Origin of the sequence: Bradyrhizobium australafricanum (assembly GCF_020329495.1) — a bacterium.
Lineage (GTDB): Bacteria > Pseudomonadota > Alphaproteobacteria > Rhizobiales > Xanthobacteraceae > Bradyrhizobium > Bradyrhizobium australafricanum.
The window spans coordinates 279263-294577 of record NZ_JAGKJL010000001.1 but is presented as its reverse complement, the minus strand read 5'-3'; the positions used below and the strand labels follow the sequence as shown (position 1 = coordinate 294577).

General features: G+C 63.8%; 16 protein-coding genes. 10 read left to right on the top strand and 6 right to left on the bottom strand.

Features of this window, described 5'->3' with window-relative positions; genetic code table 11:
• Positions 1-15: 15 nt before the first annotated feature.
• Together J6525_RS01430 and J6525_RS01425 are read left to right on the top strand one after the other, a co-directional pair.
• Positions 16-423, top strand: coding sequence for a cupin domain-containing protein (locus tag J6525_RS01430; protein ID WP_141340552.1), 408 nt, complete (start codon positions 16-18; stop codon positions 421-423).
• Entirely contained in the window at positions 420-890 is a 471-nt protein-coding gene (locus J6525_RS01425) for a carboxymuconolactone decarboxylase family protein (RefSeq protein ID WP_225641455.1), read from the top strand. Before J6525_RS01430 ends, J6525_RS01425 begins: the two co-directional genes overlap by 4 nt.
• Positions 891-905: 15 nt before the next feature.
• On the opposite strand, the gene J6525_RS01420 is transcribed toward J6525_RS01425, so the two are convergent.
• Together J6525_RS01420 and J6525_RS01415 are read right to left on the bottom strand one after the other, a co-directional pair.
• A complete protein-coding gene (locus J6525_RS01420) occupies positions 906-2246 on the bottom strand; it encodes an MFS transporter (RefSeq protein WP_225641453.1) in 1341 nt (446 codons plus the stop codon).
• A gap of 92 nt (positions 2247-2338) precedes the next feature.
• A complete protein-coding gene (locus J6525_RS01415; protein WP_225641452.1) occupies positions 2339-3352 on the bottom strand; it encodes a methyltransferase in 1014 nt (337 codons plus the stop codon).
• Between the two features lie 28 nt (positions 3353-3380).
• On the opposite strand from J6525_RS01415, the gene J6525_RS01410 reads away from it, so the two are divergent.
• Complete coding sequence (locus J6525_RS01410; protein WP_143029653.1) at positions 3381-3641, top strand: hypothetical protein; 261 nt, start codon at positions 3381-3383, stop codon at positions 3639-3641.
• 79 nt (positions 3642-3720) lie between these two features.
• On the top strand, positions 3721-5334 hold the full coding sequence (locus J6525_RS01405) for a winged helix-turn-helix domain-containing tetratricopeptide repeat protein (RefSeq protein WP_225641450.1): 1614 nt from the start codon (positions 3721-3723) through the stop codon (positions 5332-5334).
• A gap of 110 nt (positions 5335-5444) precedes the next feature.
• Here the strand turns inward: J6525_RS01405 and J6525_RS01400 are convergent, their stop codons facing one another.
• The 3 genes from J6525_RS01400 to J6525_RS01390 all read right to left on the bottom strand — a co-directional run bounded on the left by J6525_RS01400 (position 5445) and on the right by J6525_RS01390 (position 8516).
• Positions 5445-6041: a DUF2889 domain-containing protein gene (locus J6525_RS01400; protein ID WP_157341374.1), complete on the bottom strand. Its 597-nt coding sequence runs from the start codon at positions 6039-6041 to the stop codon at positions 5445-5447.
• 194 nt (positions 6042-6235) lie between these two features.
• Positions 6236-7792: an acyl-CoA synthetase gene (locus tag J6525_RS01395; RefSeq protein WP_225641447.1), complete on the bottom strand. Its 1557-nt coding sequence runs from the start codon at positions 7790-7792 to the stop codon at positions 6236-6238.
• A complete protein-coding gene (locus J6525_RS01390; RefSeq protein ID WP_225641445.1) occupies positions 7722-8516 on the bottom strand; it encodes a TetR/AcrR family transcriptional regulator in 795 nt (264 codons plus the stop codon). The genes J6525_RS01395 and J6525_RS01390 overlap by 71 nt, the downstream gene beginning before the upstream one ends.
• A gap of 95 nt (positions 8517-8611) precedes the next feature.
• Between J6525_RS01390 and J6525_RS01385 the strand changes: the two genes are divergently transcribed.
• The 5 genes from J6525_RS01385 to J6525_RS01365 all read left to right on the top strand — a co-directional run bounded on the left by J6525_RS01385 (position 8612) and on the right by J6525_RS01365 (position 12862).
• Positions 8612-9796 (top strand): lipid-transfer protein, encoded by a 1185-nt coding sequence (locus tag J6525_RS01385; RefSeq protein ID WP_225641442.1) that lies wholly within the window; start codon positions 8612-8614, stop codon positions 9794-9796.
• Positions 9797-9803: 7 nt separating this feature from the next.
• A complete protein-coding gene (locus J6525_RS01380; RefSeq protein ID WP_028344581.1) occupies positions 9804-10259 on the top strand; it encodes a MaoC family dehydratase N-terminal domain-containing protein in 456 nt (151 codons plus the stop codon).
• Complete coding sequence (locus J6525_RS01375; RefSeq protein WP_225641440.1) at positions 10256-10660, top strand: MaoC family dehydratase; 405 nt, start codon at positions 10256-10258, stop codon at positions 10658-10660. Before J6525_RS01380 ends, J6525_RS01375 begins: the two co-directional genes overlap by 4 nt.
• 216 nt (positions 10661-10876) lie before the next feature.
• A complete protein-coding gene (locus J6525_RS01370; RefSeq protein ID WP_092085575.1) occupies positions 10877-11704 on the top strand; it encodes an SDR family NAD(P)-dependent oxidoreductase in 828 nt (275 codons plus the stop codon).
• A gap of 12 nt (positions 11705-11716) precedes the next feature.
• Positions 11717-12862, top strand: a complete 1146-nt coding sequence (locus tag J6525_RS01365; RefSeq protein ID WP_225641438.1) for an acyl-CoA dehydrogenase family protein — start codon at positions 11717-11719, stop codon at positions 12860-12862.
• Between the two features lie 147 nt (positions 12863-13009).
• On the opposite strand, the gene J6525_RS01360 is transcribed toward J6525_RS01365, so the two are convergent.
• Complete coding sequence (locus tag J6525_RS01360; RefSeq protein ID WP_063790157.1) at positions 13010-14500, bottom strand: methyl-accepting chemotaxis protein; 1491 nt, start codon at positions 14498-14500, stop codon at positions 13010-13012.
• Between the two features lie 571 nt (positions 14501-15071).
• Here J6525_RS01360 and J6525_RS01355 point away from each other — a divergent pair.
• Positions 15072-15233: a hypothetical protein gene (locus J6525_RS01355; protein WP_225641436.1), complete on the top strand. Its 162-nt coding sequence runs from the start codon at positions 15072-15074 to the stop codon at positions 15231-15233.
• Positions 15234-15315 lie beyond the last annotated feature (82 nt).

Here is a 15315-nt window from a genome sequence, read left to right as displayed (position 1 = left end):
CAATGGAGGCACGAGATGAAGACCTTGATGACGACGCTGCTGGCCTGCGCGGCGCTTGCGACCCCGGCGATGGCGCAATCGGTGACGCCGAAGTTCGAGCATATGATCACGAACATTCCCGGCAAGTCGCTGATCGCGGTGGAGGTGAACTTCCCGCCGGGCGAGCCGTCGGCGCCGCATCATCACGCCAAGTCGGCGTTTCTCTATGTCTACGTGCTCCAGGGCGCGATCGAGAGCCAGCTGGAAGGCGAGGCCGCGCATGTCTATCGGGCCGGCGACAGCTTCTTCGAGCCGCCCGGCGCGCATCACGTGCTCGGGCGCAACGCCAGCGCGACCGAACCGGCGAAGCTGCTTGCGGTGTTCGTCGTCGACAGCAACGACAAGGCGCTGACTGTGTTCGACAAGGAAGGACACAAGCAATGAGCATGCGGATCGATTACAACAAGGTCGCCCCCGCGGGCATCAAGGCGCTCGGTGGCGTCTATGGCTACATCACGCAAAGCGGGCTTTCCGCGCAGCTCGTCGAACTGGTCTATCTGCGGATATCGCAGATCAACGGCTGCGCTTATTGCCTGGACTCGCATACCCGCAGCCTGCTGAAGATGGGCGTCAAGGTCGAGAAGCTTGCGGTGCTGCAGGTCTGGCGCGAGGCGGGGGAGCTGTTCGACGCCGAGGAACGCGCCGCGCTGGCCTGGGCGGAAACCGTCACCCGCGTGGCGGAGACCGCGATTCCGGACGACGCGTATGAAGCGGCGCGCGCCACCTTCAGCGAGAAGCAACTGGTCGACCTGACCATCGCGATCGGCCTGATGAATACCTACAACCGCATCGCAATCGGCTTCCGCAACCCGCCGCAGGCTGTGGTCGAGCATTCCGCTGCGGCGGCTTGATCTTGGCAGGATGGGTCAACTCCTCGACAGGAGCAACTCATTCGTTGCGGGCCGCATGCTCAGCAGCAGGAGTGCGCCGGAGAGCAAGTACAGCGCCATGACGAAGTACATGCCATAGATGTTGTCGCCGGTGTTCCGCACGATGAACCCGGTGATCGACGGGCTTACCGCCGGACCGAGGTTTCCGAGGCTGGTGACGAGGGCAAGGCCGCCGGCCGCCGCGCCTGCTGAGAGATACTCACTGGTCAATGCATAGAAGAGCGGCGGCGCTGACACAAACCCGATGACGGCGAAGGAGAGAGCCAGGATCGAACCAACAAAAGTGCCGTGGAGCAACATGAGAAAGAACAAGCCGCCGGCGGCAATCGTGGCGCAGGTCGCATAGTGCCAGCGGCGCTCACGCCGCTTGTCCGAATGACGACCGATCAGGATCATGCAGACGATACCCGCAGCGTTGGCTACTGCGTGATAGACGCCGACCAGTAGCGGATCCTTTACTCCCCAGCTATGGATCAGGGTCGGCATCCAGAACACCATCGTGTAGTTGGCGCCCAGCAGACAAAAACAGGCCAGCGACAACAGGTAGACCTTCGGGTCTCGCAGCAGCTGCCGGAACGTCCCCGAGGTCGCCTTCACGATGTTCTCTTCGTCATGCTGTAAAGCATCGTCCAGCAGCGCCTTCTCCCCCTTCGAGAGCCACGCGGCCTGGAACGGCTTGTCCTTGAGCAGGTAATACACGAGAACGCCGAGGATTGGCGCGGGCAACCCCTGGATCAGAAACAGCCATTGCCAGCCGTAAAGACCGCTGACGCCGTCGAAATACTTCAGGATCGAACCACACAGCGGACCAGCGATGAACATCACAATGGGGGGCGCCGACGCGAGGATCGCGATGACCTGCCCGCGCCTCACCGACGGGTACCAGTACGTCAAGTACAGCAGCACGCCCGGGGCGAAGCCGGCCTCAAAGACACCAAGAAAGAACCTCGCCGCATAGAACTGGAGCGGCGTCGATACGAACATCATGGCGGTCGCCGCCAATCCCCAGAGCACCATGATCCGCAACAGAGTCTTGCGCGCGCCGATCCTTTCCAGAAGAAGATTGCTGGGCACTTCAAACAGGAAATATCCGACGAAGAAGATGCCCGCGCCGAGCCCGTAGACTGCATCATCAAACGGCAGTGTCTGCTTCATCTGAAGCTGTGCGAAGCCGATGTTGATGCGGTCGAGAAAGGCGACCATGCTGGCGATCAGTAGCAAAGGTATAAGGCGCCAGTCGACCCTGGCGAACACGGCCTTGTACGCCGGGTTCTCCAATATCGGCGACGATGACTTGCTTGCAGCAGGCAGATGCATTCTTGTTCCTTCCAGAATATGCTCTTGCCTATGATGTCCTTCAAACCAGTCGCTGCTCCATTGCGCGCGAGTAATGGTCTGACCTCGAAAGCTCAGGTGACCTTTGCCTCGATGACGGTGAGACGCCCGGCCGGACAGGTCGCGGTGTGAGTAAAGCCGGATTCGCGAAACAGCCAGGCGTACTGCTTTTCCGTTCTTTCGAGACCGCCAGGCCCGCGAAGCATGAGCAGATCGGTCAGCGTCTGTTCCCTGTGCGCATCGCTTACGCTCGGGAATTCCGGCATGACCCGTTCGATAAGCAGGAGCACGCCCCCTCCGGGGAGCGCCCTTCGACAGTTTGCGAGGATGACCATGCTGCGCTCATCGCTCCAATCGTGAATGATGTTCTTCATGACGATGGCATCCGCGATCGATGGAATCGTCTGGAAGAAATCGCCGGCCATGAATTCGACGCGATCACTGAGCCCGCTGCGCCTCAGGTGGCCAGTCGCGGATTCGGCGCAGCGCGGAAGGTCGAAAATAGTCCCTCGGATATGCGCATGCTGCCCGGCTATGGCGCCAACGAGTTCGCCGGAGCCGCCGCCGACATCCATGAGATGAGCGAACGCACCGAAGTCGTAGGCCCCCAGGATATCCGGAATCGCCAGACGGGTCCCCTCCGTCATAGCGGCATTAAATATGCTGACCATCTCCGGATCGCGCGCCATCAGATCAAAGCTGTTTTCATGGTCAAGCAGTTGCGCGGCGGTCTTGCCGGTCATGATCGAGTCCAGCAACCCGGTCCACGATTCGGTCAGAAACTGGCCTTCAAAGATCGTCCAGTTCTTGAGGGACTGGGTTGCGGCCCCGTCAAGGCAAGCCCCCAGTTCGGTCAATGCGTATCGCTCTTCAGCGACCGTGCAAATGCCTATGGTCGAAAGCGCGGTCAGCAGGCGGCGGAGCGCCTGCTTGTTCGCACCGGTCGCCTCGACGAGTTCGCCAAGGGGCCGCGATCCATCGCGCATTAGCTCGGCGATCCCCAGCTTCGCGGCGACATAGATGACCGCGGTCACGCGCTGCGACTGAATAAGGTGCAGCAATCTTGCGGATGCGTGGACAGAGGCCATCGATCATTCCCTCTCATGTTGCTCGTTGGTGCCGGTCCAGCACTCCCGGGCAAACCTGCTCAGGCTCGAAAGCGGCGCGCTGCGCGGCATTGATTGGCCGATCCTGATCTCGGTGTCGGTGACGCCGGGGCCGCATCGCCGGTCCGTCCCCGCAACTGGGGAAGGGTTGAAACCTGAAATACTTAGCGCAGTATGGATGACAGAACTGATCATGGAGGCCTGCCTGGCGCTGACCGCTTTTGGTGGATCGCTGCTCGGGACGGTTTTGCTATCCCGCGCCGCAAGATGATGCTGTACAATTGCCGCCAGGTCCCGAAACCTCGCCGATATTCTGCCGATATTTTCCGAAATGGCCCAACGAGGCATTCTTGCTTAAGTCATCGCAGCCTTCGATTGTGATCGGCGACCGGACCTTGGACCTGGCCCGTGAATTGCTGCTCGACGGGCGCGGCGACATCGTGCCGTTGCGTCCTCAAGCCTGGGCGGTGCTGCGGCTCCTCGCGCAACGCGTCGGGCGCCTGGTGCATAAGGACGAGATATTGGATGAGGTCTGGTCGGACTGCGAGGTCACGGAAGACTCGCTTGTCCAGGCCATCGGCGACATCAGGCAGGCCCTGGGAGGGGCGGGCCGATTGGCCCTGAGAACCTTGCCTCGCCGCGGCTACATGCTGGTCGTGGATGGCGAGCAGGCCGACCGCCCGGCTTCTGCCAGTGTCACGACCTCGTCGATGCCGGACAACGCCGGAAGGCCAGCGGGTTCATCTTCGATCCCACACCTGTCCATTGTTGTTCTACCATTCACAAATATTGGCGGCGATCTGGAGCAGGAATATTTCGTCGATGGCGTGACTCACAGTCTGACCACCGACCTGTCGCGCATCGCCGGCGCGTTCGTCATCGGCCGGGGCACTGCGTTCACCTTCAAGGGAAAGGCGGTGGACGTGAGGGAGATCGGTCGCGAATTGAATGTCCGTTACGCGCTGGAAGGGTCGGTGCAACGCGGCGGCAATCGCTTTCGCCTGAACGTTCAGTTGACTGACACGGAAACCGGAGCCCATGTGTGGGCCGAGCGCTTCGACAAGCCCGCTGCCGACTTGCTGGACATGCAGGATGAGATCGTATCCCGGCTCGCCAATACATTGAACGCCGAGCTTATCAAGGCCGAAGCACGACGGGCAGAACGGTTGCCCCAGCCGGACGCGATGGATCTCTATTTTCAGGGCAGGGCTGTCCTGAACAAAGGAATAGCGCCTGCAGTTATGGCGCGAGCAAGGGATTTCTTCATGCGCGCCCTCGCGCTTGATCCCGACAATATTGAAGCAGCGGTTGCCGCGGCTCAGGTCGATTTTGCGATCGGTTCTTCCTCCATGGCCGATGACGGACCGGCATATTTCAGGGCCGCGGAGAAGGCGCTGAATGGCGTGTTGTTGCGTGCGCCCAATCACCCCCGAGCCCACATGTTGCTCGGCGCGGTTCAAATTCGGACGCACCGCGCTGCAAAGGGTATCGCTGAATGTCGCCAGGCGCTGGCGCTCGATCGGAATTTGGCCGATGCGCATGGGTTCATTGGCCTCGGGAAGCATGCGCTGGGGCGTGGTGAGGAAGTCGAGGGGCATATTCAAGAGGCGTTACGACTGTCCCCTCGCGATACGCGTGCCTTTCTCTGGATCATGGTTGTCGGGATGGCCAAGTTGATGTCCTGCACCAACGCAGACCTCGAGGCGCTGGACTGGCTTCGCCGGAGCATTGAGGCTAATCCCAATTTTGCGCTCGCTCACTTTCACTTGGCTGGCGCGTTGGCCATGATGGGAGACCTCGAGGAAGCACGATCCAGTGCCAAAGCCGGACTGGCACTCGATCCCAACTTCAGCATTCGTCGATACGACGTCAATGTCGTCTTCCTGTCCGACAATCCGGTATGGCTCGCCAAGCGTAAGCGCTTTTATGAGGGAATGCGCATGGCCGGCGTGCCGGAGAGCTAGTGCCGCGTTCGATCATCTGCGTGAATGGGATAAAGCTGCGACGAGGAGCTACATTTGAGCTCCAGCAGCGGCGCGCCATACACTCGTCTTGGTCAGCGGCGGAGCACCACTCACGAACCCGGCTTCGCCTCGACAGGCTTCTGCGCGAACTGCGGGAATGTCTCGGCGACGACAGGCCCATCCAGCCGCCATGAATAGCAGCCGCCGACGAAGAATGGCGGCTCGGTGACATCGCGCTGGTGATCGAGCGCGCCGCGGCCCTGCGGGTCCTTGCCGGAGGTTGCGGTCTGGAACAGCGTGGTCACCGCAGGACCCAGCAGCTCGGCGAGATGGGTGCAGGTTTCGAGCCTGCCGATCTTGCGACGGACCAGTTCGCGCCAGCCCTTGCCGATGCGTTCGCCGACCAGCCGCTGCAAAATGCCTTCTACATCGAGGCAGGACGGGTAGGGCGTCGAGGCCATCGTGGTACCGGTCTCGCGGATCGTAAAACTGTCGTCGACCGCGAGCCGCAGGCGGATGTCGTGCACGGGATCGTCCGGCTGCTGCAGGCCACGATGCTTGTCCTGCCGCGCATAGGGCTTGGTGTCGACCAGCCGCGCCTCGACTTCCCACAGCCCGTCGTCACGGAGATAGCCGAGACATTCGACGGAGCGGCGGTGCATCAGGCGGCGGGGCTTGCCGTCGGCATTGGTATCGGGTGCGGACATCGGAACTCGCTGGATTGAATCTAGAGCTGATCCAATCGGCCGTGCGCTCCGATGTCAACGCTCGCGGTCGAATGGCGTCATGAGACGTCGTCATTCCGGGATGGCGCGTTAGCGCCAGACCCGGAATCTCGAGATTCCGGGTTCGATGCTTCGCATCGCCCCGGAATGAGGGGGGTGACGTTGAGAGCTGTCCCTCAGCTCACCCGCCGTTCGCGGTTCTCCCAATACGGCTTGCGCAGCTCGCGCTTTAAGATCTTGCCGGCGCCGGAGAGCGGCAGCGGCGTCGCGGTGATGTCGACGCTGCGCGGGCATTTGTAGCCGGCGATCAGCACCTTGCAGTGCTCTATCAGCTCTTCCGGCGTGGCGCTGGCGCCGCTCTTCATCACCACGACGGCGTGAACCTGCTCGCCCCAGCGTTCGCTCGGGATCCCGATCACGGCGCATTGCGCCACCGCCGCGTGCTGGGCGAGCGCGTTCTCGACCTCGGCCGAATAGACGTTCTCGCCGCCAGAGATGATCATGTCCTTGACGCGGTCGACGACGTAGACGAAGCCGTCCTCGTCCATGTAGCCGCCGTCGCCGGTGTGCATCCAGCCGTCGATCACGGCGCGCGCGGTCTCCTCCGGCCGCTCCCAATAGCCCATCATCACCATGTCGCCGCGCACCGCGATCTCGCCGACGGTGCCCGTCGGCACGACCTTGTCCTCCGCATCGACGATCTTGACCTCGGCGCCGAGCGTGGCGCGGCCGGCGCCGCGGTGCCGTCCCTTGGCGCGGCCGTCGCCGATATGCTCCTTCCAGTGCAGCAGCGTCGCGATCGGCGACAGCTCGGTCATGCCGTAGGCTTGCGTGAACTCGACATGCGGCAGCGCCTTCATGGCGCGCATCAGCACGGCGTCGCTGATCACGGAGGCGCCGTAGGAGATCCGCTTCAAGGACGACAGGTCGTAATTGCCGAGCGTCGGGTGATCGACGAACATCTGGATCATGGTCGGCACCAGCAGCACGTCGGTGATGCGCTCCTTCTGCACGGCGGCCGCGACGCCGTCAGGCGTAAAGCCCTGGATCACGACGTTGGAGCCGCCGGACAGCAGCACCGAATACATCGCCGCGCCATTGGCGAGGTGGAACATCGGCGCCGCGTGCAGGTAGATCGTGCTGCTCGGCCACAAGCCTTCGCCGAGCGCGTTGAGCGCGTTGGCCATCAGATTGCCGTGGCTCAGCATCACGCCCTTGGAGCGGCCGGTGGTGCCGCCGGTGTAGAAGATGCCGGCGAGATCGTCGCGGCCGCGCATCGCATCCGCCACCGGTTCGCTGCGCGCGATCAGCGTCTCGTAATTCGCCATGCCGGCAGGCGTCTCGCCCTCGTCGGCATAGACCAGCTTCAGGCCGGGGATGGCGCCGGCCAGCGCCGTGCCGACCGGCGCAAACGCCTTGTCGACGAACAGGATCGTTGCGCGGCAGTCGCGCAGCGCGTCCTCGTTCTCGATCGGAGACCAGCGGATGTTGAGCGGCACGATCACGGCGCCGGCCCAGCCGACCGCGAGGTAGAGCTCGAGATAGCGGTCGGAGTTCAACGACAGGATCGCGACGCGGTCGCCGTCCTGGGCGCCGAGGCCGCGGATCGCGGCGGCGAGGCGGGCGACGCGTTCGCCGACCTCGCGCCAGTTGCGCCGCCGCTCACCGCAGACGACCGCGAGCCCGTTTGGATTGACCTGCAGCGCGCGCCGCAGTCCGTGCGTGATGTTCACTCGTCTCCTCCCTTGGTGCGTTTCCCTTGCGAGGCGGTTTGTCCGCCTTCTCGTGCGCCGTTGTCTTGCGCGTTGATGTCATTTGCGTTGTTGTTTTGGCGATGCCTTCGGTGAGGCGGATCGCGAATTCCTCGGCGACGGCACGTCCGCTCAGCTCGCCGCCCGGCTGGAACCAGTGGCCGATCCAGTTCAGCGAGCCGGCGATCGCGAAAGCCGCGAGCTTCGGGTCGCACGGTTTCACCGAACCGTCTTCGACGCCCTGTGCGATATAGTCGCGGAAGGCGCGGTCGATCCGCCGCTTGGCAGTCTGCACGATCTTGCGGTTGTCCTCGCTGAGATCGCGGATGTCGAAGCGGACCAGGCTCTTGCCGTAGTCCGCGGTCATCAGCTCGGCATAGCGGACGGTGAGCTTGCGCAGCTTGTCGAGCCCCGAGCCGCCGCCCGCCGACGTCTCGGCAATGCATTCGTCGACCAGCTCATTGCCGATCGACCAGCACTCGAACAGGATCTCGTCCTTGCCGCGGAAGTAGTTGTAGAGCGCCGGCTTGGTGATGTTGAGCCGCTTGGCGACGTCGTTCAGCGTGGCACGGTGATAGCCCTGTTCAAGGAACAGGGCTACGGCCGTGCGCAGCACTGCCTCGCGCTTCTCGTCGCGGGCGCGGCGCCGGCTTTCGAATGGCAGCCATGGCGACTCGTTGCTGGAAGAGGGGGAGTGGGCGTCCATCGCGTCGGCTGTTGTCGCATTGACTCCGGAAGATCGTCCGTATATTACCCATGGGTAACAAATAGTCCAGTGGGTAATTTCCGGGAGGACACGCGATGACGTCACGCACCTATATTGCCGGGGTCGGCATGATCCCGTTCGTCAAGCCCGGCGCCAATGCGCCGTATCACGTGATGGGCGCGGAGGCCGCGAAGCTGGCGCTCGCCGACGCCGGGCTCGACTACGGCCGCGTGCAGCAGGCCTATGTCGGCTATGTCTATGGCGACTCCACCTGCGGGCAGCGCGCGCTCTATCCGGTCGGCATGACCGGCATCCCGATCGTCAACGTCAACAACAACTGCTCGACCGGCTCGACCGCGCTGTTCCTGGCGCGGCAGGCGATCGAGTCGGGCGCGGCCGATTGCGTGATGGCGCTCGGCTTCGAGCAGATGAAGCCCGGCGCGCTCGGGGCCGTGTTCACCGACCGTCCCAGTGCGTTCGACGATTTCGACGCCGCGGCCGACAAGCTGGTCGACGCGCCCGGCGTGCCGCTGGCGCTGCGCTATTTCGGCGGCGCCGGCCTCAGCCACATGAAGAAATACGGCACGCCGCTCTCCGCCTTTGCAAAAGTGCGCGCCAAGGCGAGCCGTCATGCCAAGAACAATCCGTTGGCGCTATTCCGCAAGGAGGTCACCGCCGACGACGTGATGAACGACCAGGTGATCTGGCCCGGCGTGATGACGCGGCTGATGGCGTGCCCGCCGACCTGCGGCGGCGCCGCCGCGATCCTGGTCTCGGAGAAATTCGCCGACCAGCACGGCCTCAGCAAGCAGGTCCGCATCGCGGCGCAGGCGATGACGACCGACACGCCCTCGACCTTCGGTGCGTCAGACATGATGCAGGTGGTCGGCTACGACATGGCGCGGGATGCCGCGCGCAAGGTCTATGAGGCCGCCGGCATCGGGCCTGATGATCTCGACGTCGTCGAGCTGCACGACTGCTTCGCGCACAACGAGCTGATCACCTATGAGGGGCTCGGCCTGTGCGGCGAGGGCGAGGCCGCGAAATTCATCGACGACGGCGACAACTCCTATGGCGGCAGGATCGTCACCAACCCGTCCGGCGGGCTGCTGTCGAAGGGCCATCCGCTCGGCGCCACCGGGCTTGCGCAGTGCTATGAGCTGACGCGGCAGTTGCGCGGCACCGCTGCGGCGACGCAGGTGGAGGGCGCGCGGGTCGGCTTGCAACACAATCTCGGCCTCGGCGGCGCCTGCGTCGTGACGCTCTACGAACGCGCTTGAGGTCGTCATGGTCGATCAATCCGCTGTCGGGCGTACATTTACGCCCGTGACCGCGCGCGTCGAGCCGGGGCGGCTGCGCTTCTTCCTCGATACGCTCGGCGAGACGAATGCCGTCTATCGCGACGAGACGGCCGCGCAGGCGGCCGGCTTCACGGCGGCGCCGGTGCCGCCGACCTATCTGTTCTGCCTCGAGATGATGGATGCGCCGGACCCGTTCGAGTTCCTCACGGCGCTCGACATCGATCTGGCGCGCGTGCTGCACGGCGAGCAGCGCTTCGACTATCATGCGCCCGTCGTGGTCGGCGACACCCTGACCTTCCGCCCGCGCGTCACTGGCGTGACCGACAAGAAGGGCGGGGCGATGACGCTGATCGTGGTTGACACCCCGGTCACCAACCAGAACGGTGTCCATGTCGCCGATGTCTCGCGCACCGTCGTGGTACGCAATGCGAGGCCGTCATGAGCAGCTCTCCCTCTGTCGGCGACCGCATCGTCCACAAGGAGTTTCCACCGATCACCCGCCATCGCCTCGCGCTGTATTGCGGCGCCTCCGGCGATCACAATCCGATCCATGTCGACATCGATTTCGCGAAGGCGGCCGGCTTCCCCGACGTGTTCGCGCACGGCATGCTGGTGATGGGCTATCTCGGCCAGGCGCTGACCGACGCGGTGGCGCCGTCGCGCATCCGCTCGTTCTCGACCCGCTTTGCGGCTATCACCCAGCTCGGCGCGAAGCTGACCTGCGAGGGCACGGTGACCGAGCTGGTCGAGCAGGGCGGTGAGAGGCGCGCAAAACTCGCGCTGACTACCAGGGATCAGAACGGCGAGATCAAGCTCGCCGGCGAGGCGGTTATCGCGCTGTAGCGCGAAGGTCTCGCCACGAAGGATTGTGCGCTCCCTCGCCCCGCTCTTGCGGGGAGAGGGTTGGGGTGAGGGGCTGCTTCCGCGCACTCTGGAGGTGGTGAGACCTGTACCCCCTCACCCGGAACGCATCTGACGATGCGTTCCGACCTCTCCCCGCAAGCGGGGCGAGGTGAGGCGGGCATACCGCAAAGATCACGTTGTTTGAGGGAGGTTTGAATGTCAAAGCTGCAAGGCAAAGTCGCGCTCGTCTCAGGCTCCGGCCGCGGCATCGGGCGCGCGATTGCGTTGAAGCTCGCCAGCGAGGGCGCGCGCGTCGTGGTCAACGACCTCGATGCCGAGCCGGGCGACGCGGTCGTCGCCGAGATCAAGGCCATGGGCGGCGAGGCGATCGCGGTCAATGGCAGCGTGACCGAAGCCGGCTTTGCCGATCGCTTCGTCGGCGCCGCGATCGAGCAATTCGGCGGTCTCGACATCATCGTCAACAATGCCGGCTACACTTGGGACTCGACGATCCAGAAGATGACCGACGAGCAGTTCCAGGCGATGCTCGACGTCCACCTGGTCGCGCCGTTCCGCATCATGCGCGCGGCGTCGGAGCCGATCCGGGTGATGGCGAAGAGGGAGGCCGAGGCGGGCCGCGAGGTGTTCCGCAAGGTCGTCAACATCTCCTCGATCGCGGGCCTTTACGGCAATGCCGGGCAGGCCAGCTACTCGTCCGCCAAAGCCTCGCTGATCGGGCTGACGCGCACGATGTGCAAGGAGTGGGGCCGCTACAAGGTCAACGTCAATTGCGTGGCGTTCGGCCTGATCAACACCCGCCTGACCCAGCCGATCGAGACCCAGCAGAAGACCATCGACGTCGCCGGCCGCGACATCAAGGTCGGCGTGCAGCCGCAGATGCTGGAGGCGATGGGCCGCATGATCCCGCTCGGCCGCGGCGGCACGCCGGAGGAGGCGGCCGATGCGGTCTATCTGTTCTGCGCTCCGGAATCGAATTACATCAGTGGTCAGGTGATCGTCGCCGGCGGCGGTCTTCTGATTTAACACGAGGGCAGAATGCACTACCGATCGTCCTGGATGACCGAGGAGCTGGACACTTTCCGAGACCAGTTCCGCAAATTCCTCGCCAAGGATCTGGCGCCGCACGCCGAAAAATGGCGCGAGCAGAAGCTGGTCGATCGCTCGGCCTGGCGCGCGCTCGGCGAGATGGGCGCGTTGCTGCCGAGCGTGCCCGAGGCCTATGGCGGCTTAGGGGCCAGCTTCGCCTATGACGCCGCGGTGCTCGATGACCTCGAGAGCACGGTGCCGGAGCTGACCACCGGCGTCTCCGTGCACAGCGCGATCGTCGCGCACTACATCGTCAACTATGGCTCGGAGGAGCAGAAGAAACGCTGGCTGCCGAAGATGGCGTCGGGCGAGATGGTCGGTGCCATCGCGATGACCGAGCCGGGCACCGGCTCCGATCTGCAGGCCGTCAAGACCACGGCGAAGAAGCATGGCAATTCCTACGTCATCAACGGCCAGAAGACTTTTATCACCAACGGCCAGGCCGCCGATCTCGTCATCGTGGTCGCGCGGACCGGGGCTCCGGGCGCCAAGGGCATCTCGCTGATCGTGGTTGAGACCGCGGGCGCCGAGGGCTACCGCCGCGGGCGCAACCTCGACAAGATCGGGCTGCACGCATCAGACACGTCGGAGCTGTTCTTCGACAACGTCACGGTGCCGCCGGAGAACCTGCTCGGCGCCGAGGAGGGCAACGGCTTCGTACAGCTGATGCAGCAATTGCCGCAGGAGCGGCTGTCGCTCGCGATCGGCGCGGTCGCCTCGATGGAGCGTGCGGTCAGGATCACCGCCGAGTACACCAAGGAGCGCACCGCATTCGGCAAGCCGCTGCTCGAATTCCAGAACACCGCCTTCAAGCTCGCCGAGCGCAAGACCGAGGCGATGATCGCCCGCGTGTTCGTCGACTGGTGCGTCGAGCGCCTGGTCGCCGGCGACCTCGACACCGTGACGGCGTCGATGGCGAAATGGTGGTGCTCGCAGAAGCAGGTCGAGACCGCCGACGAATGCCTGCAGCTGCATGGCGGCTACGGCTACATGCAGGAATATCCGATCTCGCGCATGTTCATCGATTCCCGCATCCAGAAGATCTATGGCGGCACCAACGAGATCATGAAGCTCCTGATCGCGCGTTCGCTGTAGGCGGGCGCGTCTTTGGCCGTCATTCCGGGGCACGCGAAGCGTGAACCCGGAATCTCGAAGTTGCGGCTTGAGATTCCGGGTTCGATGCTCGCGCATCGCCCCAATGACGCGGAGGGGTGAGTGCGCGCTCATGTCCTCCGCGAGCCGCTACATCGCGCGCACGTTCTTGAGGAACTTGTCGACCTGAACTTCCAACTCTGAGGCGTTGCTGGCGAGCTCTCCGGAGGCCGCCAGCACGTTCTCGGCGGCCTTGCTGGCATCGTCGATCGCCTTGGTCGTGCCGTTGATGTTGGCGGTGACCTCCTTGGTGGCCGCGGCCTGCTCCTCGACCGCGCTGGCAATCACGGTCGAGATCTCGCTGATCTGGACGATGACCTGGGAGATCGCCTTCAGCGCCGTGGCGGTGTTGCCGGTCGCGGCCTGCATCTCGTTGATCTGCGCCGAAATGTCTTCCGTGGCCTTGGCGGTCTGGTTGGCCAGCGCCTTCACCTCGGAGGCGACGACGGCGAAGCCGCGTCCGGCCTCGCCGGCCCGCGCGGACTCGATGGTTGCGTTGAGCGCAAGCAGGTTGGTCTGGCCGGCGATCTGGCTGATCAGGGCGACGACGTCGCCGATCTTCTGCGCCATGGTCACGAGGCCCGCGACCAGCTTGTCGGACTTCTCGGCTTCGTCGACCGCCATGCGGGCAATGCGGCTCGCCTCGGCCACCTGGCGGCTGATCTCGTTGACCGAGGACGACAGTTCCTCGGACGCGGACGCCGCGCTCGCCGAGCGCTGATTGACGAATTCGGCGGTCGTCGTCAGCGATCGCGCAGTGCCCTGCATTTGCGTCGACGCCGACGCCAGCATCCCGGCAAGGCCCTTCACGTCCTTCTCGAAATCGTCCGCCAGCTTCACATTGCCTGTCACGACCGACCAGCTCAGCATCGCGCCGGTGTAGTTGCCGCGCTTGTCGGTCAGCCCGGAGACCCGCAGGTCGAGCGTTTCCGGACCGAGCTTGATCTTGGCCGCATGCGGCAGGTTTTTGGGATCGCCGACGATGCGGCGCTGGTGCGCCGGGTTCTTGTGGAAGATGTCGAACGAGTTGCCGAGGATCTTGTCCGGCGCCACCGGAAGCAGGTGCTTCACGGTGTCGAGCGTCTTGAGGCTGGTCTGGTTGATGTAGGTGATGTTGAAATCGGTGTCGCACATCATGATGTTGATCGGCATGTTGTCGAGCATCTGCAACAGCCGTTCGGTCTGCGTTTCAAGCCGCGCCTTCTCGGTCGCGAGCTCCCAGGTCAGCATCGGGCCGGTGTAGCGGCCGCGCGAATTGGTCATCGCCGTCACGGTGAGATCGAGCGTCTCGCCGCCGATGGTGATGCGCGCCTTGTGCGGCAGGTTCTTCGGGTCGGACAGCAGCCGGCGCTGATGCTGCGGGTTCCTGTGAAATATATCGATCGATTGCCCGATCAGCGCGTCGACCTTTACCGGCAGCACATGCTCGATCTTCTTCAGGTTCTGCCGCGTCGACTCGTTGATGTAGGTGATTTTGAAATTGTCCAGCTCGCAGAGCATGACACTGATCGGCATGTCGTCGAACAGCCGGTACGAACTGTCCGAGCCGATCACGCTTGCGACGCTCTTCATCCCCAACATGCATTGCCTCCAGCCTTGATAATGATCTTGGTGAATTGAAACGGTGCACCTGATCGGCAGCGGAATGCCTTCCACCGCCGGCCCCACGCAGGTGCGCTACACGATTTACAATTTCTGACTGTGTGGAACGGTAAGCGATTCGAATTCCACCAAGAAGGGCACGCAATGCGCCGCGTGCGATCGCACAAGGTCGAACGCGCGATGCTCGCGATGAGCGCAGCCGAAAACGTCGCACAACACCGCGATTTGCCGTGAAATCCGCGCGATCCGGCGACGAAGATGTGAAGCGGCCGATCGCTGCACCGTAATCTTACGGAAGCACACGCGTGCGCTCCTAATGATTGTTATCGTGCACATAACGTGTGGCTCATGCAGATTGTGCCACGCCATCGCGCGCAGCGGAGAGCTCTTGACTGCAATCGTCTCGGCGGCCACGCGCTGTCGGTCTTGGCAACGTGGCGTGCGAGCATTCTTTCGCCTGCTCTCTGTTGCGTCGGTCGACGCCTCCGTGATGAGAGGCTGCCGCATCGTCGATGCGGGTGTTCGTGAAAGAAGCCCGCGCAGGTTGATAATGCCGCGCGAGACCCGATCGGGGGCACAGACCGGCGTCGTGACATCGGTCCCGCTTGAGCGCGGCGAGATCGCGCTGGAGCCGGCCGACGGTGACCTGCGCTGCTTGCCGGCCGGCGGCTTCAATCCTGCCGGCGATCGTCCGCTCTGCGGAAATCGATGACGAAACGGCGTTGCCCATTGCCTACCGCATGGCTTGGCGCCGCTGCGCGCGGGAGACGCAGCTTCGGCCTTGCACCCCATTT